24 protein-coding genes, 1 tRNA gene and 1 pseudogene are annotated in these 23,794 nt (G+C 70.4%); 12 read left to right on the top strand and 14 right to left on the bottom strand.

The features are described 5' to 3' along the window. Positions 1-55: 55 nt before the first annotated feature. From ACNPQM_RS02950 to ACNPQM_RS02940, 3 genes are read right to left on the bottom strand one after another with little or no spacing between them, the layout of a single operon-like run. Complete coding sequence (locus tag ACNPQM_RS02950) at positions 56-949, bottom strand: SDR family oxidoreductase (RefSeq protein WP_358857591.1); 894 nt, start codon at positions 947-949, stop codon at positions 56-58. Next, positions 946-1,890, bottom strand: coding sequence for an alpha/beta fold hydrolase (locus tag ACNPQM_RS02945; RefSeq protein ID WP_418082738.1), 945 nt, complete (start codon positions 1,888-1,890; stop codon positions 946-948). Before ACNPQM_RS02945 ends, ACNPQM_RS02950 begins: the two co-directional genes overlap by 4 nt. Next, entirely contained in the window at positions 1,890-3,452 is a 1,563-nt protein-coding gene (locus ACNPQM_RS02940; protein ID WP_418082737.1) for a flavin-containing monooxygenase, read from the bottom strand. Before ACNPQM_RS02940 ends, ACNPQM_RS02945 begins: the two co-directional genes overlap by 1 nt. 168 nt (positions 3,453-3,620) lie before the next feature. On the opposite strand from ACNPQM_RS02940, the gene ACNPQM_RS02935 reads away from it, so the two are divergent. Further along, positions 3,621-4,319, top strand: coding sequence for a MerR family transcriptional regulator (locus ACNPQM_RS02935; protein WP_418082835.1), 699 nt, complete (start codon positions 3,621-3,623; stop codon positions 4,317-4,319). A gap of 195 nt (positions 4,320-4,514) precedes the next feature. Next, on the top strand, positions 4,515-4,790 hold the full coding sequence (locus ACNPQM_RS02930; RefSeq protein ID WP_418082736.1) for a DUF2087 domain-containing protein: 276 nt from the start codon (positions 4,515-4,517) through the stop codon (positions 4,788-4,790). A gap of 6 nt (positions 4,791-4,796) precedes the next feature. Here ACNPQM_RS02930 and ACNPQM_RS02925 read toward each other — a convergent pair whose 3' ends face one another. Then, positions 4,797-5,612 carry an exodeoxyribonuclease III gene (locus ACNPQM_RS02925; protein WP_418082735.1) on the bottom strand — a complete coding sequence of 272 codons (816 nt, stop codon included), beginning with the start codon at positions 5,610-5,612 and terminating at the stop codon, positions 4,797-4,799. A gap of 50 nt (positions 5,613-5,662) precedes the next feature. Between ACNPQM_RS02925 and ACNPQM_RS02920 the strand changes: the two genes are divergently transcribed. Further along, a complete protein-coding gene (locus tag ACNPQM_RS02920) occupies positions 5,663-6,148 on the top strand; it encodes a GNAT family N-acetyltransferase (protein ID WP_418082734.1) in 486 nt (161 codons plus the stop codon). Between the two features lie 10 nt (positions 6,149-6,158). On the opposite strand, the pseudogene ACNPQM_RS02915 reads toward ACNPQM_RS02920, so the two are convergent. The 8 genes and pseudogenes from ACNPQM_RS02915 to galU form a co-directional block, all read right to left on the bottom strand. Further along, positions 6,159-6,311, bottom strand: a pseudogene (locus tag ACNPQM_RS02915) (SAM-dependent methyltransferase); the annotation flags it as partial. 94 nt (positions 6,312-6,405) lie between these two features. Continuing rightward, positions 6,406-6,479 (bottom strand) — tRNA-Ala (locus ACNPQM_RS02910). An 88-nt stretch (positions 6,480-6,567) separates the two neighbouring features. After that, positions 6,568-7,692, bottom strand: coding sequence for a gephyrin-like molybdotransferase receptor GlpR (gene glpR, locus ACNPQM_RS02905; RefSeq protein ID WP_358857597.1), 1,125 nt, complete (start codon positions 7,690-7,692; stop codon positions 6,568-6,570). A 163-nt stretch (positions 7,693-7,855) separates the two neighbouring features. Beyond that, positions 7,856-8,461 (bottom strand): GNAT family N-acetyltransferase, encoded by a 606-nt coding sequence (locus ACNPQM_RS02900; protein ID WP_358857598.1) that lies wholly within the window; start codon positions 8,459-8,461, stop codon positions 7,856-7,858. 17 nt (positions 8,462-8,478) lie between these two features. Further along, complete coding sequence (locus ACNPQM_RS02895; RefSeq protein WP_358857599.1) at positions 8,479-9,003, bottom strand: MogA/MoaB family molybdenum cofactor biosynthesis protein; 525 nt, start codon at positions 9,001-9,003, stop codon at positions 8,479-8,481. Then, on the bottom strand, positions 9,000-9,500 hold the full coding sequence (gene moaC, locus ACNPQM_RS02890; RefSeq protein ID WP_418082733.1) for a cyclic pyranopterin monophosphate synthase MoaC: 501 nt from the start codon (positions 9,498-9,500) through the stop codon (positions 9,000-9,002). The genes ACNPQM_RS02895 and moaC overlap by 4 nt, the downstream gene beginning before the upstream one ends. Before the next feature lie 124 nt (positions 9,501-9,624). After that, positions 9,625-10,935: a gephyrin-like molybdotransferase Glp gene (gene glp / locus ACNPQM_RS02885; protein WP_358857601.1), complete on the bottom strand. Its 1,311-nt coding sequence runs from the start codon at positions 10,933-10,935 to the stop codon at positions 9,625-9,627. 4 nt (positions 10,936-10,939) lie between these two features. Then, entirely contained in the window at positions 10,940-11,842 is a 903-nt protein-coding gene (galU, locus tag ACNPQM_RS02880; RefSeq protein ID WP_358857602.1) for a UTP--glucose-1-phosphate uridylyltransferase GalU, read from the bottom strand. A gap of 94 nt (positions 11,843-11,936) precedes the next feature. Between galU and ACNPQM_RS02875 the strand changes: the two genes are divergently transcribed. Continuing rightward, a complete protein-coding gene (locus tag ACNPQM_RS02875; RefSeq protein ID WP_358857603.1) occupies positions 11,937-12,530 on the top strand; it encodes a 5-formyltetrahydrofolate cyclo-ligase in 594 nt (197 codons plus the stop codon). Between the two features lie 59 nt (positions 12,531-12,589). On the opposite strand, the gene ACNPQM_RS02870 is transcribed toward ACNPQM_RS02875, so the two are convergent. After that, positions 12,590-15,343, bottom strand: a complete 2,754-nt coding sequence (locus tag ACNPQM_RS02870) for a penicillin acylase family protein (RefSeq protein WP_418082732.1) — start codon at positions 15,341-15,343, stop codon at positions 12,590-12,592. A 216-nt stretch (positions 15,344-15,559) separates the two neighbouring features. Between ACNPQM_RS02870 and ACNPQM_RS02865 the strand changes: the two genes are divergently transcribed. The 5 genes from ACNPQM_RS02865 (at position 15,560) to ACNPQM_RS02845 (ending at position 20,855) form a co-directional block, all read left to right on the top strand. Next, positions 15,560-17,089 (top strand): potassium/proton antiporter, encoded by a 1,530-nt coding sequence (locus ACNPQM_RS02865; RefSeq protein ID WP_418082834.1) that lies wholly within the window; start codon positions 15,560-15,562, stop codon positions 17,087-17,089. A 272-nt stretch (positions 17,090-17,361) separates the two neighbouring features. Continuing rightward, positions 17,362-18,648: an MFS transporter gene (locus ACNPQM_RS02860; protein ID WP_418082731.1), complete on the top strand. Its 1,287-nt coding sequence runs from the start codon at positions 17,362-17,364 to the stop codon at positions 18,646-18,648. Between the two features lie 212 nt (positions 18,649-18,860). After that, positions 18,861-19,196: an FmdB family zinc ribbon protein gene (locus tag ACNPQM_RS02855; RefSeq protein WP_358857606.1), complete on the top strand. Its 336-nt coding sequence runs from the start codon at positions 18,861-18,863 to the stop codon at positions 19,194-19,196. Positions 19,197-19,284: 88 nt separating this feature from the next. After that, positions 19,285-20,118 (top strand): S-methyl-5'-thioadenosine phosphorylase, encoded by an 834-nt coding sequence (locus tag ACNPQM_RS02850; protein WP_358857607.1) that lies wholly within the window; start codon positions 19,285-19,287, stop codon positions 20,116-20,118. A gap of 149 nt (positions 20,119-20,267) precedes the next feature. Continuing rightward, a complete protein-coding gene (locus tag ACNPQM_RS02845; RefSeq protein WP_418082730.1) occupies positions 20,268-20,855 on the top strand; it encodes an RcpC/CpaB family pilus assembly protein in 588 nt (195 codons plus the stop codon). 111 nt (positions 20,856-20,966) lie between these two features. On the opposite strand, the gene ACNPQM_RS02840 is transcribed toward ACNPQM_RS02845, so the two are convergent. Next, complete coding sequence (locus ACNPQM_RS02840) at positions 20,967-21,194, bottom strand: hypothetical protein (RefSeq protein ID WP_418082729.1); 228 nt, start codon at positions 21,192-21,194, stop codon at positions 20,967-20,969. Positions 21,195-21,326: 132 nt separating this feature from the next. On the opposite strand from ACNPQM_RS02840, the gene ACNPQM_RS02835 reads away from it, so the two are divergent. The 3 genes from ACNPQM_RS02835 to ACNPQM_RS02825 all read left to right on the top strand — a co-directional run bounded on the left by ACNPQM_RS02835 (position 21,327) and on the right by ACNPQM_RS02825 (position 23,720). Continuing rightward, positions 21,327-21,680 carry a hypothetical protein gene (locus ACNPQM_RS02835; protein WP_418082728.1) on the top strand — a complete coding sequence of 118 codons (354 nt, stop codon included), beginning with the start codon at positions 21,327-21,329 and terminating at the stop codon, positions 21,678-21,680. 10 nt (positions 21,681-21,690) lie between these two features. After that, positions 21,691-22,770 (top strand): P1 family peptidase, encoded by a 1,080-nt coding sequence (locus ACNPQM_RS02830; RefSeq protein ID WP_418082727.1) that lies wholly within the window; start codon positions 21,691-21,693, stop codon positions 22,768-22,770. Positions 22,771-22,949: 179 nt separating this feature from the next. Beyond that, positions 22,950-23,720, top strand: coding sequence for a DUF6227 family protein (locus tag ACNPQM_RS02825; RefSeq protein WP_418082726.1), 771 nt, complete (start codon positions 22,950-22,952; stop codon positions 23,718-23,720). The last annotated feature ends 74 nt before the right edge of the window (positions 23,721-23,794 follow it).

Below are 23,794 nucleotides of genomic sequence, written 5' to 3'. Positions count from 1 at the left end.
GACCCCGTTGGGGCCTCGACCAGACTTACACGGCAGGACATCTCACGCATTTCGATCACTTACGCTGCGTGCTCGCACCCCGCGCGACCTCGTCCGCAGCACCTCCGGCGCCCACAAGTCCCTTGCTCACGCCCTCCAGCCGCGACCCGAACCGCTTCATCTCGCGCTGCCCGACCACCCCGATGACCGCAGGCAGGTATCCCCGCACCGACTGCATGCCGCGCAGCCACCGCTGCGCGTAGACGTGCGCCGAACGCCGCTCGATGCCGGCCACGATCCGGTCGACCGCCGGGCCCAGCGGATACGTGCGGTTCGCCGGCCACGGCAGCCTCTGCCGCAACTCCCGCATGACGTCGTCCTCGTCGGCACCCCGCACCATGTCGGTGTCCGTCCAGGACAGATAGCCGACGCCGACCTTCACGCCCCGGTGTCCGACCTCCGCCCGCAGACTGTGTGCGAACGCCTCCACACCCGACTTCGACGCGCAGTACGCGGTCATCATCGGCGCCGGAGTGATCGCGGCGAGCGACGCGATCTGCAGGAAGTAGCCGCGGCTCTCCATCAGTACGGGCAGGAACGCCCGCCCTGTCACCGCGCCGCCGATCAGATTGACCTCGATGACCCGCCGCCACGCCTGCGGGTCGGAGTCGGCCAACGGCCCGCCCGAGGCGACTCCGGCGTTGGCGACGACCACGTCGACCCTGCCGAAACGCTCCTTCACCTCCTGAGCGACCCGTGCCATCGCCACATGGTCGGTGACGTCCGCGTGCCAGTGGCTGCTCTCCGCGTGCAGCCGCTCGGAGACCTTCTTCAACTCGTCCGGCTCCAAGCCGACCAGCGCCAGCTTCGCGCCGCGCGCAGAGAGCTTGCGGGCCAGCAGCTCGCCCACGCCGCGCGCCGCGCCGGTGACGACCACGACCTGCCCTTCGAGACTGCGCCTGCCGCTCATACGACCTCCTCCTCAACAGTGCCACTGACCGTCCCGGTGGCAGCGGTGACATACCCGGCGACCAGTTCCCGGATTCTCGCGGTGACCGCCTCCGGCGCCTCCACCGGTGTCATGTGGCCCATCCCCGCCAACTCGGTGAGTCCCAGGCATTCGGGCAGCGCCGCCGCGAGGGCGCGCGCGTGGACGGGCGGCGTCAACCGGTCCTCCGTACCCGCGATCACAGCAGTCGGCACCCGCAACTCCCTTATGCTCGCGTCGAGATCGAGCTCGGCAAGCACATGCCCCCAGGAGACCCGGACCGCCCGCGGGCAGGCGTGCACGATCCGGGCACAGGACTCGACCCGCTCAGGGGCCGAACCGGCACCCATCGTCGCGTACTTGAGGATGCGCTTCGAGACGGGTGTGACCGGCCCGAGCGGAGCCCGCGCCCCGAGGATCGCGCGGGTGATCCGGGTGCGGACCGCACCGGCCCGCATCGGTACGACGCGCGAATCGGCGATCAGCCGCGAACTGCCGGTGCTGCACAGCAGTACGGCTGCCGCGTGCTCGCGCAGCCCGGCCCGCCGCGAGGCGGCCATCAGCGTCATGCCGCCCATCGAGTGCCCGACGAGCACCGCCTGTTCGCCGGGGGCCAGTGCGGCGGCCAGCACCGCTTCGAGGTCGTCGGCGAGCGCGCCGGTGCTGTACCCCTCGGGGCGGACGGCGGGCGTGCGGCCGTGGCCGCGCTGGTCGTAGGTGACGACCCGGTGGTCGACCGCCAGGTCCCGGATCTGCTCGGCCCAGAAACGGGTGTTGCAGGTCCAGCCGTGCGCGAGCACGACCGCGGGGGCGCCGTCCGGCCCGTGCAGCTCGACGTGGATGCGGGAGCCGTCGGCGGAGACGGCGGTCAGTTCGCGCACGGGCACCGGCGGGGCGTCCTCGCGCCGCAGCTTCCTGCTCATCACGCGGCCTCCTCCAAGACGGCCTTCCCGTCGACGGCGGTCTCGGCGGCATCGGCCTTCCGGGGCCGGATCACCTCGTACTCCCCGAGGTCCACCGTCCGTGTCTCGCGGCGGAACTCACTTGTCGTTCCCGGCCAGACCGTGGTGTTGCGCCCGCCCGCGTCCAGATACCAGCTGGTGCAGCCACCGGTGTTCCACACGGTCCGCTTCATCCGCTCCTGGACCCGCCGGTTCCACGCCCCGACCGCCGACGTCCGCGCACCGAGCGCGGCCCGCCCGCCCAGGACGTTCAGCTGGCGCAGATAGTCCGCCAGGTAGTTCAGCTGCGACTCGATCATCAGGATCATGGAGGAGTTCCCGAGCCCCGTGTTGGGGCCGATGATCGTCATCCAGTTGGGGAAGCCCGCTGCCGTCGCGCCCCGCAGCGACTGCATGCCGTCCTTCCAGGACTCGGCGAGCGTGATGCCTTCCGCGCCGATGACCCGGTCGGCGATCGGCATGTCCGTCACATGGAAGCCGGTACCGAAGATGATCACGTCGACCTCGGTCTCCGTGCCTCCCCCAGAGACTCCGTCCTGGGAGGTGCCCCCTCCGGCGACGACGGTCGAGCCGCGCACCTCGGTCAGCCCGGCGGCGACCACATCCACGTTGGGCTGGGCGAGCGCCGGGTAGTACGTGCTGGAGAGCAGGATCCGCTTGCAGCCGATGCGGTACGAGGGCGTCAGCTTGGCCCGCAGCGCGGGATCCTTGATGGCCCGCGCGATATTGGCCTTGGCCATCCTCTCCACCAGGCCGAGCTCGCCGGGGTGCTTGGTGAAGGCGCCGACCTGCAACTCCCTTATGCCCCAGAGCAGTCCGCGGCGCGCGGTGCCGGTGAACGGAAGCGCGCGGTGCAGCCACCGCTCGGCGGCGCCGATACTCCGGTCCATGCGCGGCATGACCCACGGCGGGGTCCGCTGGAACAGAGTCAGCCGGCCGGCCTTCGGCTGGATCGCCGGCACGATCTGGATCGCGGAGGCTCCGGTGCCGACCATGGCGACGCGCTTGCCGGTCAGGTCGTAGCCGTGGTCCCAGCGGGCCGAGTGGAAGACCTTGCCGGGGAAGCCGGCGAGACCGGGTATGTCCGGCGTCTTCGGGTCGGAGAGCGGGCCGGTCGCGGAGACGACGACGTCGGCGACGATCGTCGTCCCGTTCGCGGACTCGATCACCCAGTTCAGCTCGTCGTTGTCCCACCGCATCATGGTCACTTCATGGCCCAGCCTGATGTGCGGGCGCAGCCCGAAGGTGTCGGCGACACGTTCCAGGTAGGCGCGGATGTGCTCCTGCCCGGAAAAGGTGCGCGGCCAGTCCGGGTTGGGGGCGAACGAGAACGAGTAGAGGTGGGACGGTACGTCGCAGGCGCAGCCGGGGTAGCTGTTGTCGCGCCAGGTGCCACCGACGGAGTCGGCCCGCTCCAGGACGACGAAGTCGGTGATGCCTTCGCGGCGCAGCCGGACCGCGGCCCCCAGGCCTCCGAATCCGGATCCGATCACCGCCACTCGTACATGCTCGTGCTGGGCCATGCCGGCGCCTCCTGCGGTACGTCACACGACTCTGCCAGCAATCGCTGGCATCGTTGGGAGAGTAGAGCAGCCCCGTACCGATGGGTAGGGGTTCGACCAGGGAAAGTTACCGGCGGTACAACATAGGGTGCGGTGGTGGCTGAAAGACGCGAGCACCGCGAATACCGCATGGAGGAGCTGGCCGAGGAGGCCGGCATCCCCGTGCGGACCCTGCGCTTCTACCGGGAGCGCGGTCTGATCGCGCCACCACGCCGGGAGGGGCGCATCGCCTGGTACGACGACCACCACCTGGCCCGGCTGCGGACCATCGCCGGGCTGCTGGAGCGCGGTCACACCCTCACCGGCATCGCCGATCTGGCCCGCACCTTCGAGAGCGGCCGCGATGTCGCCGAGGTGCTGGGACTGGGCGAACCGACCGAGGAGACCCCGGTCCGCCTCACGCCCGAACAGCTCGCGGACCACTTCGAGGGCGAAGTCACCCCGGAGAACCTCGCCGCCGCCCTGGACCTGGGCTATCTCGCCACCGACGGCGACCGGATCGTGCACATCAGCCGACGCCTCCTGGAGGCGTCGGCTGAGCTGGTACGCGAGGGCGTGCCGCTCTCCGCGGTGCTCGCGGCGGCCCGCCGGGTCCGGGAACACGCGGACGCCCTCGCCGAACTCTTCGTGCAGGTGCTGCAGGCCCACACCGCCCAGGCCGAACCGCACCGACTCCGCCCGCTCGCCAGCGCCGTGGTGGACGCCGAGCTCTCCATGGCCCTGGACCGACGACTGCGCCGCGACGCCGGAGTGCAGCAGCCGACGGAACCGGAGACGCCGTCCTCCCGCGACGAGTCGTCGAACAGCGCGGAAGCTCACGACAAGTGACTACGCACCACACACCCCCGGACGTTGAACACCTTGGGCGGCTGCGCGGCCGGTCGGGCGGCACCACCCGACGGACCCTCCGCGCCTCACGGGAACACCGGCAACGCACCGGGGCCCCGTCCGTCGGGGCGCAGGAGCCGCCCGCGCCGACGAAACCGCGTTGACCGCCCCTCCCCGGTACGTCAGGCTTCCCCCATGTCCGACAACGATCCGAGCGGTTCGCACGGGGTTGCCGCCCTGTTCTCCCGCGGGCGGCTGACCACGATTCCGCGCAAGCCGGCCCGCCGCGAGCAGCTGCTCGTCCACTTGGCGCAGGCCCTGTTCGAGCCGGACCGCACGTACAGCGAGCGGGAGGTCAACGAGGCGCTGCTGACCGTGCACGACGACTACCCGGCGCTGCGCCGTTTCCTGGTCGTGGCAGGCCTGCTGACCCGCACCAAGGACGGCAGCAGCTACCGGCGGGCCGGGTAGAAGTCCCTACCGCTCGAAGACGGCCGTCACCGGCGCGTGGTCGCTCCACCGCTCGCCGTGTGTGGCGGCCCGCTCCACCCATGCCTTTGTCGCACGCCCGGCGAGACCGGGGGTCGCCACCTGGTAGTCGATGCGCCAGCCCGCGTCATTGTCGAAGGCGCGCCCCCGATAGGACCACCAGGAGTACGGTCCCGTCTCGTCCGGGTGCAGCGCCCGCACCACGTCGACGTACGCGGCCTCGTCGAAGACCCGGGTCAGCCACGCCCGCTCCTCCGGCAGGAAGCCGGCACGCTTCTGATTGTCCTTCCAGTTCTTCAGGTCGGCCTCCCGGTGGGCGATGTTCCAGTCGCCGCACACCAGCACCTCGCGGCCGTCGGCCGCGGACCGCTCCCTGAGCCCCTTCAGATACGGCAGGAAGGCGGCCATGAAACGCTCCTTCTCGTCCTGCCGCTCCGTACCCACCTCGCCGGACGGCAGGTACAGGCTCCCCACCGTGACACCGGGCAGGTCGACCTCGACGTACCGGCCGCTGCCGTCGAACTCCTCGCTCCCGGCATCCCCGAACCCGCTGAACCCGATCTGCACCCTCTCCGGCGCCCGGCGCGTGTAGAGCGAGACCCCGGCCCGCCCCTTGGCTGCGGCCGGTGCGTGCACGGTGTGCCACCCGTCGGGCTCACGCACCTCGGCAGCGAGCTGCTGCGGCTCGGCGCGCACTTCCTGCAGGCAGATCACATCGGCGTCGGTCTGCGCCAGCCACTCGGTGAAGCCCTTTTTCGCGGCGGCGCGGAGCCCGTTCACATTTACGGTGGTCACGGTGAGCATCCCGGAACAGTACCGACAACCACGGGTCGCATACATGTACCATATTCCGCATGGATATCCAGCCTCGGTCGTTCGACCACCCTGACGCCGTCAAACTCAACGACGAGGTGCAGCTCGAGTATGCCGAGCGCTACGGGGACGAGGGCGATGTCACACCGCTCGACCCGTCGATGTTCCGGCCGCCGAACGGTCTGTATCTGCTCGCCTACGACGAGTCGGGCGCGCCGGTCGCCACCGGCGGCTGGCGTAAGCAGGACCGGAACGAGGAGGGCTACTCGGACGGCGACGCCGAGCTCAAGCGGATGTTCGTGGTGCGGGAGGGCCGCGGACGGGGTCTGGCCCGCCGCATCCTCGCCACCCTCGAAGCGGACGCACGGGCGGCGGGCCGCATCCGGATGGTGCTGGAGACCGGCAACCAGCAGCCGGAAGCCATCGCGCTGTACACCTCCAGCGGCTACACCCCCTGCGAGAAGTTCGGCCACTACCGCACGTACGAGAGCAGCCTCTGCTTCGCCAAACCGCTCCAGGAGTCGTGATCCGGACCCTGTCCTGGTCGTCGGTCAACGCGATCGGCGACAGGTCTGCGGGTCTGCGGAAGTCCAGCAGCCGACGGGCGTGATCGAGGATCAGCTCCGGCTTCCGCACATCCGCGTGGATGCAGTCGGTGGCTCCTTCCGGGCTCCTGACCAACAGCGCTTCATCGAATGGGCCGAACTGCCCTGGGGATCAAGCCGTCTTGGAAAACGACGAAGTCCCGCCCGATCTTTCGATCGGGCGGGACTTCGTCGTGCGGTGGACCTGTGGGGATTTGAACCCCAGACCCCCTCGATGCGAACGAGGTGCGCTACCAGACTGCGCCACAGGCCCTTGCAACGAGTGAAACTCTAGCACCCTCACAGGGGTGCTTGGAAATCCGTTCCCTTGCTGGTCAGCCGGGTCGGTGTCGGACCGGGTCTCACTCGTTGGCGGCGCGGGGCCGGTCGCCGTCCTCGTACTGGTCGAAGAGCGGGGTCCGGCCGTGGTCGCGGGAGCGGCGGGACGAGCCGGTGCGCTGGCGTGGCGCCGGTTCGACCGGGGGTGCGGCGGAGGGCGCCGTACCCGTCTGGGTCGGCTCGGCCGTGCTGGAGCGGGCCGCGCTCCAGGTCTCCGGGTTGCCGACCTCGACGCCGCCCGTGGCGCGCGGGGCGACCGGCGCGGTGACGTACGTCGGCAGCGGGACCGGGACCGGCTCCCAGCTGTCGCCCTGGGCCCGGCCGCGTTCACGCTGCTGGTCGACCCATTCCGCGTGGTCCGTCTGCTCGACCAGGGCGCGGCGGCCCGCCTCCTGCGGAGAGACCGCGGGGGCGGGCTCGGGCTCCGGGTGGCGCGCTTCGGGCTCCTCGTCGGACTCGGCGGGGGCCGTCGTCGCGGGCTGGTGCCTGCGGGGACGGTTCTCGCGCAGGCGCTGCGCCGCGACCTCCGCCCTGCGCCGGTCCATGGTGAAGACGAACCGGCGCCGTTCCTGGGCGCGCAGATGCACGATGTACATGCTCAGCAGCACGGCCGGCACCGCGGGCGCCCACAGGAAGCGGAGACCGCCGACGGCGGCGACGACCGCGCCGAGGGTGAAGGCGAGGAAGAGGACCGAGGTGGTGCGCCGCCGTCGCGCGAGGACCTGGGAGCGCTGGGCGCGCCGGGCACGCTCGGCGTCGGTCCCGCCGGGTCGTGCACGCCGTCCGGGCACGGGCGCGGGTACGGGTCTGTCCTGGGCCTGCGCCTCCGGTGCCCGCGCCGGGTCGTGCAACCGGGCTTCGGTGTGCGCCGGAGGCGCGGCAAACGCCCGGACGTCCACGGAATCCATTCGATCCGTGTCCACGTCCGGGTCTGCGTCGGGGCCGGCCTCCTCGGCGGTGCGTTCCCGCAACTCCTTGGCGTACCGGCGCTCCATGGCCGCCCGTCCGGACAGCAGCCGGATGGCGGTGCTGAAGCGTTCCGTCGGACGGGCTTCATTGAGCTCGTCCTGCCTGCGGAGCCACATCGGCACCAAGTAGGCGGCCCAGGCCCCGACGATGACTGCGTAGATGAGGCCGCTGCTGCTCACGTCTCACACCGTAGAGGGGTTTGCACGGAGGCATCCGCCAATTGGCCCGGTGTGTCGCACGATCCGGCTGATATCGCGGACTTTTTTTGTGATTGTTCAGACCGGCAGTCGGCGTTTGTGCGTTCATCAGCGGCCGCACATCGATCAATTTCGAACACTTATTTTATTTCGCGTGGCGTTCCGGTCGTGCCTGGTGCCAGCGCCGAAGCAGTCCGTCGGGCACCTCCTCCGCCGTGAGCGCGAAGATCAGATGATCCCGCCAGGCGCCGTCGATGTGGAGATAGCGCGGACGCAGCCCTTCCTCACGGAATCCGAGTTTCTCCACGACCCTCCGGCTGGGCCCGTTCTCCGGCCGAATGCACACCTCCATGCGGTGCAGTCCGACCGTCCGGAAACAGTGGTCGACAGCGAGCGCGACCGCGGTCGGCATCACACCGCGGCCCGCCACCTCCTGGTCCACCCAGTAGCCGACGTGTCCCGAGCACATCGACCCCCAGGTGATCCCGGCGACCGTCAACTGCCCGACCAGGCGCCCCTCGTACTCGATGGCGAAGGGCAGCATCCGGCCCGCCTTGGCCTCGGACCGCAGATGGCGGATCATCTGACGGTACGTGGGGCGCCGGGCGACCGGGCCGCCCGGGGCGGGCGGTGGAACGGTCGCCTCCCAGGGGCGCAGCCACTCGCGGTTGCGCCGGTTGACCTCGCGCCACACGCGCTGGTCCCGCAGCTTTATCGGCCGGAGGGTGATGGCGCCGTCCGTCAGGATCACCGGCCAGGTCGGGACGTTCAGCTCGGGCTCCCGGGTCGGGGGTGGTCGCCGCCGCGGAGCTGGTCGACGGCGTGCACCAGAAGACGTTCGAGGACGGCAAGCCCGTCCCGTACCCCGCCGGTGGAGCCGGGGAGGTTCACGATGAGGGTGCCGCCCGCCACGCCCGCGAGGCCACGGGAGAGCGCGGCCGTGGGGACCTTCTCACGGCCCTCGGCGCGGATCGCCTCCGGGATGCCGGGGATCTCGTGGTCGAGGACGCGGCGGGTGACGTCCGGGGTGCGGTCGGTCGGTGAGATTCCCGTACCGCCGGTGGTGACGATGGCGTCGTACCCGGCGGACACCCCGGCCCGCAGGGCCTGTTCGACGGGGTCGCCGTCGGGGACGACCTGCGGCCCGTCGACGGCGAAGCCGAGCGCGGTGAGCGCCTCGACGATCAGTGGACCGCCCCGGTCGGCGTAGACACCGGCCGAGGCACGGTTCGACGCCGTGACGACAAGGGCGGTGTACGGGGCGGGCGGCGCCGCTCCGGTGGGCGCCGTCATGCGTCCGCTCCCTCCGGCGCCGGGCGCCGGTAGTCGCCGGACTTGCCGCCGGACTTCGCCTCGACCCGGACATCCGTGATGACCGCGCTCTTGTCGACCGCCTTGATCATGTCGATCACGGTGAGCGCGGCGACCGAGACGGCGGTCAGCGCCTCCATCTCCACGCCCGTGCGGTCCGTCGTCTTCACCGTGGCGGTGATCTCCACCGCGTCGTCGGCGACGCTCAGATCGACCTTCACACCGGAGACGGCGAGCGGGTGGCAGAGCGGAATCAGCTCCGGGGTGCGCTTGGCACCCATGATCCCGGCGATGCGGGCGGTGGCGAGGGCGTCGCCCTTGGGGACTCCCTCGCCACGGAGCAGTTCGACAACGCGCGGCGAGACGAGGACCCGGCCGCTGGCGCGGGCGACGCGCGCGGTGACGTCCTTCTCGGACACGTCGACCATCCGGGCCGCGCCCGCCTCGTCGAGATGCGTCAGCCTGTTCTGCGTACTCACTGAACTCCGCCTAGCGGTAGGGCGCCGGTTGCCCGCTCGGCCTGCACCGGGGTGCGGCCGGGGGTCCAGGGGGTGTCCCCCGGTAAGGCACAGCGGCAGATACCGTACCGCCACCGGCCGGCGTTCAGCGGAGCAGGATCACCTCGGTGACCGCGCCGGGCTCCGCGGAGGTGACGTCCTCGGGCAGCACGATCAGCGCGTCCGCCTGGGCGAGGGCCGCGATCAGATGAGATCCCGAGCCTCCGACGGGCGTGACGGTGCCCGCCTCCGCGTCGTACGTGCCGCGCAGGAACTGGCGCTTGCCGGACGGCGAGGAGAGCGCTTTGTCGGTGTTCAGCGTGGCCCGGACGGTCGGACGGGTCACCTCTTCCCGTCCCATCAGCGTTCGGATCGCGGGCCGCACGAACAGCTCGAACGAGACGTATGCGGAGACGGGATTGCCGGGCAGCGCCAGCAGCGGTGTGTGCTCCGGGCCGATCGATCCGAAGCCCTGCGGCTTGCCGGGCTGCATGGCGAGCTTGCGGAAGTCGACGCCGCTGCCCGGCTCGTCCTCGTCGCCGATGGAGGACAGTGCTTCCTTGACCACGTCGTACGCACCGACGCTGACCCCGCCCGTGGTGACGACGATGTCCGCGCGGATCAGCTGGTCCTCGATCGTGGCGCGGAGCGAATCGGCGTCGTCCGTGACGGCTCCGACCCGGTAGGCGATCGCTCCGGCGTCGCGCGCGGCGGCGGTCAGCGCGAAGCTGTTCGAGTCGTAGATCCGGCCGCCGGTCAGTTCCTCACCGGGCTGCACGAGTTCGCTGCCGGTGGAGATGACGACGACCCGCGGCCGCGGACGCACCTTCACGGTGGCGCGGCCGATCGCGGCGAGCAGCCCGATCTGCGGCGGACCGATCACCGAACCGGCCCGCAGCGCCAGATCGCCGGGCTGCACATCGCTGCCGCGGGCCCGGACATGGGCGCGGGCCTCGACCGGGCGGTGGACACGGACTTCGCCGCCCGCGTCCTGCGGAGCGTGGCTGTGGGCACGCATGGCGTCCGCCGGGCCGCCGCCCGTACCGCCGTCGGTCCACTCGACCGGGACGACGGCCTCGGCACCGGCCGGCAGCGGTGCGCCGGTCATGATGCGCACGGCCTCGCCCGGTCCCACGGTCCGGTCGCCGGAGAGCCCATCGCTGCCCGCCGCGATGTCACCGATGACCGTGAGCACCGCGGGGAACTCCTCGCTGGCGCCCTCGACATCGGCGATCCGGACCGCGTACCCGTCCATCGAGCTGTTGTCGAAAGGCGGCAGGGCGATCTCCACCATGACGTCCTCGACGAGGACACAGCCCTGGGCCTCGGGCAGTTGCAGCTCGATGGGTTCGAGCGGCCGCACGGCGCCGAGAATGTCTTCCAGGTGCTCGTCCACCGACCAGATCGTGCTGCTCAAAGTGCTACATCTCCTCGGTGACATATCTGCGGAGCCAGGTTCGGAACTCCGGGCCCAGATCTTCACGTTCGCACGCGAGTCTGACAATGGCACGCAGATAGTCGCTCCGGTCGCCGGTGTCATAGCGGCGCCCCTTGAAGACGACACCGTGCACCGGGCCGCCGATCTTCTCGTCCGCGGCGAGCAGTTGCAGCGCGTCGGTGAGCTGGATCTCGCCCCCGCGGCCCGGCTCGGTCCTGCGCAGTATGTCGAAGACCGCGGGGTCGAGGACGTAGCGCCCGATGATGGCGAGATTGCTGGGCGCATCGGCCGTTTCGGGCTTCTCCACCAAGCCGGTGACCCTGACGACATCGCCCTCGACGGTGGTGTCGACGGCCGCGCAGCCGTACAGATGAATCTGCTCCGGCTCGACCTCCATCAGCGCGATGACGCTGCCGCCCTCACGCTCCTGGATCTCGACCATGCGGGCGAGCAGCGGGTCCCGCGGATCGATCAGGTCGTCGCCGAGGAGAACGGCGAACGGCTGGTCGCCGACGTGCGGCGCGGCGCACAGCACGGCGTGACCGAGGCCGCGCGGGTCGCCCTGGCGGACGTAGTGCATGGTGGCGAGGTCGCTCGACTGCTGGACCTTCCGGAGCCGTTCGGCGTCTCCCTTGCGGGTGAGCGCCGACTCCAGCTCGTAGTTGCGGTCGAAGTGGTCCTCGAGCGGACGCTTGTTGCGGCCTGTGATCATGAGTACGTCGGAGAGACCGGCCGCCACCGCTTCCTCGACGACGTACTGGATCGCCGGCTTGTCGACCACAGGCAGCATCTCTTTGGGAGTGGCTTTGGTGGCCGGCAGGAAGCGGGTACCGAGTCCCGCGGCCGGGATGACAGCCTTGCTGATCCTGGGGTGCGACTGAGTCATGCGCGCAACCATAACCGGTGAGTATGGGCGGAAGATGAGCCTCCGGTTAACTTTGTACTTCTATATGCACATACGAGAGATGCGCAGGTGCACGTTGAACACCGACACGTCCGGCAAGGCCTCGCTCAGGCGTCGACTGCTCGCCTCGCGATCCCTCCTGACCAGCGAAGACGTCGAAAATGCCGCGACGGTTCTGTCCCGGGGCGCAGTCGGTCTCACCGAGCTGGCCGGGGCCCGTACGGTCGCCGCCTATGTCTCGGTCGGAAGTGAACCAGGGACTCGCGCGCTGCTGGACGCGCTGCGTGCGCGGGGCGTACGGGTACTGCTGCCGGTGCTCCTCCCGGACAACGATCTGGACTGGGCGACGTACGAAGGTGCCGGCCGCCTTCTCCCGGCGGGCCGCGGGCTGCTGGAGCCGGACGGTCCACGGCTCGGGCCCGACGCCGTCCTCGACGCGGACGCGGTCCTGCTGCCGGGCCTCGCGGTGGACGGACGCGGGATGCGGCTCGGCCGGGGCGGCGGCTCGTACGACCGGGTCCTGGCCCGGCTCGCGGCCGCGGGCGCGCACCCCGCACTGATCGTCCTGCTCTACGACAACGAGGTGGTCGCGACGGTTCCCGTGGAACCGCACGACCACCCCGTGGACGCCGTGGTGACGCCGGCCGGAACGCGGCGCTTCACCGGCTGAGCCCGGCCGGCACCGCGCCGGGCCCGTCGGCCCGGAACCGCGGTGCCGGGTCTGCCTCCCTACGACGGCTTGAGCGTCAGCGTGTCCTTCGTCGACTTGGCCACCGCGTTCGTCCCGAAGGACCAGTCGAGCAGACCTCCGGTGGCCCACTTGTCGGTCTGATCGGTGTAGTGCGCGCTGAACGCGTGACCGGACGCGCCGGTGAGGTTGATCCAGCGGGACTTGTCCCAGTCCCCCACGTTGACGACCATGCGCATCGACGGGACCCAGATGACCTCGTAGCCGCCCGCCGCGTTCCACCCGCTGGCGTTGACCGCGGCCTCGCCGCCGCCCAGGTTCCACGGGCCGCGGTTGAGGGCCCGCTGGAGCAGGTCGGGGCCTTCGGTACCGAGGGTCTGGTTCTTCAGGGTCAGCTGGTGCAGCCGGCCCCAGCTCCAGGTGGACATGTCCTTGCCGAGCTTGGCGGTCAGCTCCCAGCGGGCGTCCTTCATGGCGCGGGCGAAGAGCTGGTCACGGTTCTCGGTCGCCTTGTCCTTGCGGTGCTTCGGCGCCTTCCACCAGTCGCTGTTCTCGTCGTCCATGAGCTTGATGACCACCTGGTACCAGCGGTCGCCGCCGTCCGGCTGCGCCGAGTCCGCGTCGCGCTGACCGCATTCGCGTACCGGCTTGTCCTGCTCGTCGACCGGCCCCGTGCTGTCGGCCGGGAGCACGGTGAGGCATTCGCCCTTGACCCGCATCTCCTTGGGCAGCTTGTCGCCGAAGGCCAGCTTCAGGATGTTGCGCCAGACCGCGTTGAAGTACGCGGCGGCCGCCGAGTCGGGCTCCTGCTTGGAGTCCCAGCCCTCCAGGAGCTTCTGCGCCTCGCGCACGCTCTTGTCGGAGACCTTGATGTCCAGCAGTTCGGGCACCAGCTTCGTGGCGATCTCGCTGGTGTTGTCCATCTGCATCTTCTGCATGTCTTCGGTCGAGATCTTCTCGCCGACCTTGATCTTCCCCGCGATGAGGTCGTTGATCCGCTGGCTGCGGGTGCCGTAGCCCCAGTCCTTGGTGAGCATGGGGTCGTACGTGTTCTCGTCGATGACGGCCTGGTTGGCGGTGACGATGTAGCCGCGCTTCGGGTCGTACTCGTACGGCAGCTTGTCGAACGGGATCGGGTCCTTCTCCCAGCCGTACTTCGAGGTCCAGCCGGGGCTCGGCATCGTGCCGTCGCCCGTCTTGCGGACCGGGATCTTGCCGGGGGCCTGGTAGCCGATGTGCCCCTTGTTGTCCGCGTAGATGAGATTCTGCGAGGGCACCTCGAAGTGCTCGGCCGCCTTGCGGAAGGACGGGAAGTCCTTGGCCCGGTTGAGCTCGAAGACGGCGTCCATGGAGTGGCCGGCGTCCAGCGCGGTCCACCTCAGGGCGACCGCGTAACCGTTGGCGCGGTCCGGCGCGGCGCTGGGGACCGGGGCCTTCTGGCCGACCTTCTCCAGCTCGCTGCTGCGGTCGGAGATCAGCGGGCCGTTGTTGGTCTCGCGCACGGTGATGTGCCGGCTCGCGCCGCCCGCGACCTTGATGGTCTCCTCACGGGTGACGAACGGCTTCACCTTGCCGTCGTACTGGTAGCCGTCGCCGGAGACCTTCTCCAGGAAGAGGTCGGTGACGTCGGCGCCGAGGTTGGTGAAGCCCCAGGCGATGTCCTGGTTGTGACCGATTATCACGCCCGGCATACCGGAGAAGGTGTACCCAGCGGTGTCGTACTGGCAGGTCGCCGAGATCTGACGGCAGTGCAACCCCATCTGGTACCAGAGCGAGGGAAGCTGCGGCGCCAGGTGCGGGTCGTTGGCGAGCAGCGGCTTGCCGGTCGTCGTGTAGTCGCCGGAGACCACCCAGGAGTTGGACCCGATGCCGTTGCCGTTCGGACCGAGCAGCGCAGGGATCTGATCGAGGGTGTCGGAGAGCGAGGCGAGCTGGGCGTTCACCCCCTCGGTGGCACCCTGCACGGTGCTCGCACCGATGCCGGAGGTCGGTGTCGCATTCCGCTCGAACTTGCCGGTGACCGGCGAGATCGCGCCCTCGCTGACGATCGGCTTGTGCGTGTCGTACGGGTACGCCGGGTACAGGTCCTCGATCTGCTTCTTGCTGAGCCTGCTGGTCATCAGCGAGCGGTCGATCTCGTCCTGCATGTTGCCGCGCAGGTCCCAGGCCATCGCCTTGAGCCAGGCGACCGAGTCGACCGGGGTCCACTTGGTCGGCTTGTAGTCGTTGGTGAGGCCGAGCGCGGCGTACTCGACGGAGATGTCCTTGCCGTCGCGCCCCTTGAGGTAGGCGTTCACCCCGTCCGCGTACGCCTGGAGGTTCTTCTTGGTGTCCGCGGACAGGACGGTGTCGTACTCCTTCTGCGCGACCTTGCGCCAGCCCAGCGTGCGCAGGAAGGCGTCCGTGTCGACCTGCCCGGAGCCGAACATCTCGGAGAGCCGGCCGGCCGTCATATGACGGCGGACGTCCATCTCCCAGAAGCGGTCCTGCGCCTGCACGAAGCCCTGGGCGCGGAACAGGTCGGCGTCGGAGTCCGCGTAGAGCTGCGGGATCCCGTAGCTGTCGCGCTTGACGTCGACATTGCCGGTGAGGCCGTCGATCTTGATGGAGCCGTTCGTCTGCGGGTACGAGGCCCGCACTGTGGTCACGGACCAGAACGCGCCGTAGCCGATACCCGCGACAAGCGCCAGCACCAGGACGATCACGATCAGGCGGGCGCGTCGCCCCTTCTTCTTGCCGGTCTTCCCACCGGCGGAACCGGAAGAGCCGGAAGAGGCGGTTGTGTTGGCGGGCATCGCTGTCCTTCGAGGGGCAGGGTGGTCCTGGGAGTGCAGGAGCAACCATAGGCGCAGCACCGAAGCGGCTCCGACGCGGCATCGGGATGCATCGAATCGATGAGCGATCGTACGAACGCTCGAAGCCGTCAAGAAAGCGTTAAAGATTAGGTAAGGTAACGAAGTACCGGCCGCCGGAAGACGATCCGGCAGGCGTACGCAGGGAAGGAACGGCCACTGACTGTCCACGCGCTCAACGAACTCCTGCTCGTCTGCTCGCTCGTGCTGCTCGTCGCCGTCGCGGCGGTGCGCATCTCGTCCCGCAGCGGGCTCCCCAGCCTGCTCCTGTACCTCGGCATCGGGATCGCCATGGGGCAGGACGGGATCTTCCACGTCAAGTTCAGCAATGCCGAATTGACCCAGATGTTTGGCTATGCGGCTCTTGTCGTGATCCTGGCCGAGGGCGGCCTCGGTACGAAGTGGAAAGAGATCAAGCCGGCGCTGCCCGCTGCCGCGATGCTGTCGACCGTCGGCGTCGCGGCGAGCGTGGGCGTCACCGCGGCAGGGGCGCACTATCTGGTCGGCCTGGACTGGCGGCAGGCGCTGATCATCGGCGCGGTCGTCTCGTCGACGGACGCCGCAGCCGTCTTCTCCGTGCTGCGCAAGGTGCCCCTACCGGCCCGCGTGACCGGCGTACTGGAGGCCGAGTCCGGCTTCAACGACGCCCCCGTGGTGATCCTGGTGGTGGCCTTCTCGACCAGAGGACCAGTCGACAGCTGGTACGTCCTGGTCGGCGAGATCGCCCTGGAACTCGCGATCGGCGCAGCCGTCGGCATCGCCGTCGGCTGGCTCGGCTCGTTCGGACTGCGTCGTGTGGCCCTACCCGCGTCCGGTCTCTACCCGATCGCGGTGATGGCGATCGCCGTGGCCGCGTACGCGGCGGGCGCCATGGCCCACGGCAGTGGCTTCCTCGCCGTCTATCTGGCCGCGATGATCCTCGGCAACGCCAAGCTGCCGCACTGGCCGGCCACCCGCGGCTTCGCCGACGGGCTCGGCTGGCTGGCCCAGATCGGCATGTTCGTCCTGCTCGGCCTGCTTGTCACGCCGCACGATCTGCTGGACGACTTCTGGCCCGCGGTCGTCGTGGGTCTGGTGCTGACCGTGGTGGCACGCCCGATGGAGGTCTTCATCTCCCTGATCCCGTTCCGGATGTCCTGGCAGGAGAAAGCCCTCATGTCATGGGCGGGGCTGCGCGGCGCCGTACCCATCATCCTGGCGACCATTCCGATGGTGTCCGGAATCGAGGGCTCCACCCGGGTCTTCAACATCGTCTTCGTGCTCGTCGTCGTGTACACCCTGATCCAGGGACCGACGCTGCCCTGGTTGGCAAAGGCCCTGAAGATCGCCGAGGACCCGTCCGAGGCCGCCGACCTGGGCATCGAGTCGGCGCCGCTGGAGCGGCTGCGCGGTCATCTGCTGTCGGTGGCGATCCCCGCCAAGTCGAAGATGCACGGCGTGGAGGTCTCCGAACTGCGACTGCCCGCCGGCGCCGCGGTCACCCTGGTCGTACGGGAAGGCAAGAGCTTCGTCCCCGCGCCGTCGACGGTGCTGCGGCACGGGGACGAACTGCTGGTCGTCACGACCGATCCGGTGCGTGACGCGGCGGAGTCGCGCCTGCGCGCAGTCGGCGAGGGCGGCAAGCTGGCCAGCTGGCTGGGGACCGACGGGCCCAGGAGTGGGACCAGCAGCGCGAGGGCCCATCACTGACCATCCGCAGCGCACGACCAGGAATCTGCGCACCCTCACAGGCAGGCCCCTGCCTGTAGCATGAAGGAAACCTGATCGACCAACTCTGCCTGATGCAGAGCTGGCGCGACCGTATGGCGGTCGTGGCGTCCTCCGCCTCTGCAGCGAGCGCCCGGCATCTACCGCAGTTCCGCGCGAAGAGGACAGCTCTCGGCAGCCCCCGTACGGGATCGGCACCCACAAGGTGCGGACCGGCGGGGGCACCGCTACCAGGCGGCAGAAAGGCATGGACCGTGGCGTCCACGGTCTCCGACCGCCCCGGTTACGGGCAACTGTTGCGCACCCCTGGTGCGTGGACCTTTCTCCTTCCGGGCTTCGCCGCACGCCAGCCCTTCGCGATGCTGACCATCGGCATCGTCCTGCTGGTGCAGCACACCACCGGTTCGTACGGCAGCGCGGGTGCCGTCGCCGCTGTGACCGGCGTCTCCATGGCGCTGTTCGCACCCCAGAGCGGCAAACTCGCCGACCGCATCGGCCAGCGCGCCGTACTGCTGCCGGGCGTCCTCGTGCACGCGGCGTCCGTATCGGCACTGACCGCACTCGCCCTGGCGGACGCGCCACTGTGGCTGCTGTTCCTGGCCGCCGTACCGACGGGTGCGTCCGTCCCCCAGATCGGGCCCATGGTGCGGGCCCGCTGGGCCGCCCTGCTGGGCGCGGCGCCGGGCCGGAAGGCCTCGCCGCTGATGCCGACCGCCGCCGCCTTCGAATCGGTGACGGACGAGTTCACCTTCGTCATCGGGCCGGTCCTCGCCACCGCACTGTGCACCGGCGTGCACCCGGCGGCCGGGCTGATCACGGAAGCCGCGCTGACGTTGCTGGGCGGGCTGCTCTTCGCGGCGCAGCACCGCACCCAGCCCGCGGTCCGCGCCGCCGCGGCCACCGCATTCGAACAGCGCGTCTCCGCCCTGTCCGTGCCGGGAGTACGGGTACTCGCGGTGGCCTTCCTCGGGATCGGCGCGGTCTTCGGCGGCATGCAGGTCTCGCTGACCGCGTTCACCGAGGAGATCGGCCGGCCCGGCGCGAACGGCCTGCTGTACGGGATCTTCGCGGCCGGCAACATGCTGGCCGGGATCGCCTGCGGCGCCATCGCCTGGAAGAGCGGGCCGCGGCGCAGGCTGATCGCCGGATACGCGGCGCTGACGCTGACCGCTTCGGGGCTGTGGGCAGTGCACTCCGTGCCGCTGCTGGCCGGGCTCGGGCTGCTCGTCGGGCTCTCCATCGCACCCGCGCTGATCAGCGGATACACGCTGGTCGAGACGCTGGTTCCGGCGTCCGCGCGGACCGAGGCGTTCACCTGGCTGACGGGCTCGATCGCGCTCGGCCAGGCGGCTGCGGTGACGGTCGCCGGACGGCTCGCGGACGCCCACGGCGCGAGCACCGGCTTCGTGGTGCCACTGGTGGGGACCGTGCTGGCCCTGGCGACCCTGGTGACCCTGCGTTCGCGGCTGGCACCGGCCCGCGCGACCATCATGGCCGCACGCGGCTCGGTTCACCGCGACCCTGTCGCGGCCAGAAAGTGACGATTCATGCGCTCGCTCAGCGGAATACGTCAGTGTGACTCCTCCGCCACATATGTGGCAGCTTTTCGCTCAGGCCAGCGGCCCTCACGACGGCCAAGCCCTGACCGCTGCCCTTCAGGCAGGTGACAGACGTTACTGCAAACAGCAGCCCATAGCAGCTACCATTGAGGATCGTTAGCACTCATCGAGTGAGAGTGCCAGGAGGAAGACAAGTGCCGACCTATCAGTACCAGTGCACCGAATGTGGCGAGGGCCTCGAGGCGGTGCAGAAGTTTACCGATGACGCTCTGACCGTGTGCCCGAACTGCGAAGGACGTCTGAAGAAGGTGTTCTCGGCGGTCGGCATTGTCTTCAAGGGTTCCGGTTTCTACCGGAACGACAGCCGCGGCTCCTCGTCGAGCAGCGCGCCGGCGTCGGCGTCCGCGAAGGCATCCGGTTCCGCTTCATCGACTTCCTCGACGGGGTCGGACGCGAAGTCGTCCGCTTCCTCGTCCTCCGCTTCCTCGTCGTCCTCCGCGTCGTCGTCGAGCGGCACGTCGGCTGCCTGAGCCGAGGTACGCACCACGCTTCACCGGAGACCCCGCCGATCCTTTCGGCGGGGTCCTCGGCGTTTCCCGCCCCCGCTAGTGTGACCGCATGGTGAACGCAGAGATCGGTGTCATCGGCGGCTCGGGCTTGTACTCCTTCCTGGAGGACGTCACCGAGGTTCGCGTGGACACCCCGTACGGACAGCCGAGCGATTCCCTCTTCCTCGGCGAGATCGGCGGCCGCCGGGTCGCCTTCCTCCCCCGCCACGGACGCGGCCACCATGTGCCGCCGCACCGCATCAACTACCGCGCCAACCTGTGGGCGCTGCGGTCCGTCGGCGTACGTCAGGTGCTCGGCCCGTGCGCGGTCGGCGGGCTGCGCCCGGAGTACGGACCGGGGACGCTGCTCGTACCGGACCAGATGGTGGACCGCACCAAGGCCCGTACACAGACGTATTACGACGGGGAGACCCGGGCGGACGGGGTGGCGCCGAACGTGGTGCACCTGGGCTTCGCCGACCCGTACTGCCCCGAGGGGCGCAAGGTCGCGCTGGCGTCGGCCCGCGGCAGGGGCTGGGAGCCGGTGGACGGCGGCACGCTCGTCGTCGTCGAGGGGCCGCGCTTCTCGACCCGGGCCGAATCGCGCTGGCACGCGGCGATGGGCTGGTCCGTGGTCGGGATGACCGGGCATCCGGAGGCCGTGCTCGCCCGCGAACTGGGGCTCTGCTACACGACGATGACGCTGGTGACGGACCTGGACGCCGGTGCCGAGGCAGGCGAGGGCGTCTCCCACGGGGAGGTGCTGAAGGTGTTCGCCGCCAACGTGGACCGGCTGCGGTCGGTGCTCTTCGACGCGGTGACCGCGCTGCCCGCGGAGGGGGATCGTCACTGTCCCTGTGCGAAGGCGCTGGACGGGATCGAGACCGGGCTCGAACTGCCGTAGGGGGGTGCCCCGATGGCGAGCGGGTGACGGAGTTGTCCACATCGTGGGGGCTGTCCACAGGGCTCAGCGGGAATCTCGCGGAAGGCGGAGGGTGAGGGGCGTCGGCGTTCGTCCGGACTCCGCGCTCCTCACGACTGGTGGTGTTGGCCATGCTCCCGCCCGCTTCTGCGACCTCTTCCTCGTCTCATGTACGCCCGTCCGTCCCGGGGCCGCCGGTGTCGGCGCCCGCGCCCTGCGGGGTGCCCTCGTTCGCTCCGTTGCGGGTGCGCGGGGGCGGGGGGCGTCGGCTGCGGCGTGCGATGTGGCGGCAGCGTCGCGCGATGGCGGCCGGGCTGGCGCTGACGGCCGCGGCGCTGGCGGCCGCGGGACTGGGCGGCGGCGAGGCGCCGAGCGGTGCCGGGGGTGCGGCAAGTGCCGGGCCCGGAGTGAAGCGACGGCCGGTTCCGCTGGTGTCGGCACCGGTCCGGATCGCGGATGCGGCAACCGTCCGGCTGCTGCGCCCCGGCGACCGCGTCGATGTGATCGCGGCCGAGGGCGCCGGGGCCGATGCCAGGGTGGTGGCCAAGGGGGCCCGGGTGGCGGCGGTGCCGCGGGCGCCGGCCGAGGGTTGGGCCGAGGATCCCGCGGAAGGTCCTGCGGCGGGCGGCGCGCTGGTCGTGCTGTCTGTGCCCCGGAGCACGGCCGCGTCGCTGGCGGGCGCGGGGATCTCGGGCCGGCTGGCGGTGACCCTGTGCTGAACCCGACCCACCGCCCTCTGCGCACTGATGCGCCGTCAAGCAACCGGCCCGAAGGCCTGGATCGTGTGGTTCTGCGCACCAGGGACCTGGAGCGCGGGCACGACGAGCAGCTCAGACGTGGTGGGGCGGCTTCTCGTCGAGGAAGCGCGCAAGGTCGGTGGAGCCGTCGCCGAGCGGGGCCCGCTCACCCCACCCTCGGTCCGTATCGTCCGCGGACTGCTGGTCCAGCGGATCGTCGAAGATCAGAGCCGGCTTGGGCTTCCTCTGTTCCGGTTGTACGGGGTGTGCCGGCTGTGTCGGTTTCGAATCGCGCGGTCCGGAGGTGGGGGCGGTGCTCATGCCTCCAGGGTACGGCGGCTCTCCCGGGTACGGCAGCTGTCAGCGATCCTTCGGGTCGAGCATCCGGAGCCCGAGGACGACGGCGAAGGACAGCAGAGGGCGGTTCGGCTCGGGTCGGTCTAAGTCCACTACGTGATCTTCGGCTCTGCCGCCGCGATCGGCTCGGGCATCGAGGTCGCGGTGGAGGAGGTCATCGGCAAGGCGCATGTGCCGACGACCGCCGCCTCGGCCGCCGTGACGGTCCCCGCCGCGGTCCATCTGCTGACGGTGCGGCTGGTCCACGCCCGCCACTTCAAGCGCGACCTCGCGGAGCAACTGGCCCTCCCCCTGGCCGCGGTGGCCATCCTTGGCTATACGTTCACCGAGGAGTGGGCGGACCTCGCGGCCGGTCTGGTGGCGGCCGCGACGGTGGCCGTCGGGGTGTCGCTGTCACGGCGCACGGCACCGGGCCTACCGGCCGTCGCAGTTCCGCCGAACCGGATGTGAGGAGCACGGGATGACCGGACAGGATCCACAAATTCCGCTGTCACCGGCGGCAGGGGCGGTGGACGCGCTGACCGATGTCGCCGGGCTGCGCGTCGGTCATGCGCAGGTGCTGGGCGACGGCGCACTGAGTGGCACCACTGTCGTCCTCGCCCCCGAGGGCGGCGCCGTCGCGGCTGTCGACGTACGCGGCGGTGGCCCCGGCACCCGGGAGACGGACGCACTCGACCCGCGCAATCTGGTGCAGCGGATCGACGCCGTCGTCCTGACCGGTGGCAGCGCCTACGGCCTGGACTCGGCGTCCGGCGTGATGGCCTGGCTGGAGGAGCAGGGGCGGGGTGTGCGGGTCGGCCCCGACCCGTCGCAGGTGGTGCCGGTGGTCCCGGCCGCATGCATCTTCGATCTGGGGCGGGGCGGCGACTGGCGGGCCCGCCCTGACGCCTCGACCGGCCGCGCCGCCGTGGAGGCCGCAGCCGGTACGGAGCCGGGCGCCCCCGTAGCCGAGGGCGGGGTCGGTGCGGGTACGGGCGCGGTCGCCGGTCAGCTCAAGGGCGGCGTGGGCACGGCGAGCGCGCGGCTGCCCTCCGGAATCACGGTCGGCGTGCTGGTCGTGGTGAATGCGGCGGGCTCCGTGGTCGATCCGGTGACCGGGGTGCTGTACGGGGAGTACGGCGCCGCGGAGCCGCCGGTGCACCCCGCGACGGAGATCCACGAAACCGCCGTGCGCCGCCTGGCCGAAGCACGGGAGGCAAACGCACTCCCCACGCTCAACACCACGCTCGCGGTCGTCGCCACCGACGCGCTTCTCACCCGGGCGCAGGCACAGAAGCTCGCGGGCACGGCCCACGACGGGCTGGCTCGCGCCGTACGGCCTGTACATCTGCTGACCGACGGGGACACGGTCTTCGCGCTGGCCACGGGCGAGCGCCCACTGCCGCAGGAGAACCCGATCGCTCTGAACGAGCTCCTGGCAGCGGGCGCGGACACCCTGACCCGCGCCGTCGTGAAGGCCGTACGGGCAGCGGAAGGCGTCGACCTCCGCCCGGACGCGGGCGTCCACCCCTCGTACAGCGATCTCTACGACCCCCGCTGACCCGCCCGCCACAGCCGGGAGCCCGCCGACTCGCCATCCGCAGAAGGAAGTTCGGACGAATCGCCAGGAACGTTCCGCACACGTCATACGTTTTCAGGAACCCCGGTCACGATGTCGGACCCAGGGACTACGTTAAGCACGCATCAAGTAACACGCGGCAACGGCCTGGAGAGAGCACCTTGAGCGATCCGTACGAGACAACCGAGCAGCATCTCGACCGACTCCTACGACGAGCACTCAACTCTTTCGACCTGCCCGACTGCACGGTCGATCGACTCGGGACCGCGCTGGCCCACAGCAGTTCCCTGCACTCCTCGCACCACAGCTCCGTGCTGCATCGCGAAACCTACCGGCACACCTACCTGCTGGCCGACGGCTCCGCGCTCACCTTGTGGGAGCTGGTCCACAGCACCGCCGGGGACGCGGCGGACCCTCGGTCGCGCAGGCAGCCCGTTTTCCAGCGCCACGAGCTGTACGACGACGAGGCGGACGTCCATCTCGCTTCCGCCCGGCTGTCCGGCAGCTTCTCCGACGTACCCGCGTTCGGCGAGGACGGCGCGCAGGCCGACCTGGAGATTCTGACGGTCCTGATGGCCACTCCACCGGCCCCGCTGCCCCGGATGTACGCGCCGGACAACTCCGCGGACCACGCCCGCCGGGTCCTGCGCCGCGCGGAGAACAGCGACGTTCCGGGCGAGGAGACCGCGCGCCTCCTGCGGGCCGCCTTCGCCCACCACATCACCCAGATCTTCGGCAGGCAGTGCCGCGTCGACGGGCGGGACGCCGGATTCACGCTGTACGAGCACGCGTTCCTGCTCCTCGACGGCAGTGAGACGAGCCTCTGGGAGGTCGAGCACACGGCGACGCCGGACGGTCGCCACATGTGCGAGGTGTACGGGGACGAGAAGACGGCACGCAAGGCCATGGAGAGCCGTACGCGCATCTGCTGACCGCTGCGCTGCCCACCGCCGCCCGTTCGCCGGGGGAGGCTGCCGCCGAGCCGCATGCAAAGGTGCCCGCGCCC

It is taken from the genome of Streptomyces sp. NPDC056231 (genome assembly GCF_048270745.1).
GTDB lineage: Bacteria > Actinomycetota > Actinomycetes > Streptomycetales > Streptomycetaceae > Streptomyces.
This window is presented reverse-complemented; position numbering and strand designations above follow the sequence as displayed.

What these genes read in the sequence shown, in the direction of transcription:
- ACNPQM_RS02840 (WP_418082729.1), bottom strand. Translation starts at nt 21,194, where the DNA reads ATGAGCACCGCCCCCACCTCCGGACCGCGCGATTCGAAACCGACACAG.
- ACNPQM_RS02845 (WP_418082730.1), top strand. Translation starts at nt 20,268, where the DNA reads ATGCTCCCGCCCGCTTCTGCGACCTCTTCCTCGTCTCATGTACGCCCG.
- ACNPQM_RS02925 (WP_418082735.1), bottom strand. Translation starts at nt 5,612, where the DNA reads ATGCTCACCGTGACCACCGTAAATGTGAACGGGCTCCGCGCCGCCGCG.
- ACNPQM_RS02940 (WP_418082737.1), bottom strand. Translation starts at nt 3,452, where the DNA reads ATGGCCCAGCACGAGCATGTACGAGTGGCGGTGATCGGATCCGGATTC.
- galU (WP_358857602.1), bottom strand. Translation starts at nt 11,842, where the DNA reads ATGACTCAGTCGCACCCCAGGATCAGCAAGGCTGTCATCCCGGCCGCG.
- ACNPQM_RS02850 (WP_358857607.1), top strand. Translation starts at nt 19,285, where the DNA reads ATGGTGAACGCAGAGATCGGTGTCATCGGCGGCTCGGGCTTGTACTCC.
- ACNPQM_RS02950 (WP_358857591.1), bottom strand. Translation starts at nt 949, where the DNA reads ATGAGCGGCAGGCGCAGTCTCGAAGGGCAGGTCGTGGTCGTCACCGGC.
- ACNPQM_RS02935 (WP_418082835.1), top strand. Translation starts at nt 3,621, where the DNA reads ATGGAGGAGCTGGCCGAGGAGGCCGGCATCCCCGTGCGGACCCTGCGC.
- ACNPQM_RS02870 (WP_418082732.1), bottom strand. Translation starts at nt 15,343, where the DNA reads ATGCCCGCCAACACAACCGCCTCTTCCGGCTCTTCCGGTTCCGCCGGT.
- ACNPQM_RS02920 (WP_418082734.1), top strand. Translation starts at nt 5,663, where the DNA reads ATGGATATCCAGCCTCGGTCGTTCGACCACCCTGACGCCGTCAAACTC.
- ACNPQM_RS02945 (WP_418082738.1), bottom strand. Translation starts at nt 1,890, where the DNA reads ATGAGCAGGAAGCTGCGGCGCGAGGACGCCCCGCCGGTGCCCGTGCGC.
- ACNPQM_RS02895 (WP_358857599.1), bottom strand. Translation starts at nt 9,003, where the DNA reads ATGACGGCGCCCACCGGAGCGGCGCCGCCCGCCCCGTACACCGCCCTT.
- ACNPQM_RS02930 (WP_418082736.1), top strand. Translation starts at nt 4,515, where the DNA reads ATGTCCGACAACGATCCGAGCGGTTCGCACGGGGTTGCCGCCCTGTTC.
- ACNPQM_RS02830 (WP_418082727.1), top strand. Translation starts at nt 21,691, where the DNA reads ATGACCGGACAGGATCCACAAATTCCGCTGTCACCGGCGGCAGGGGCG.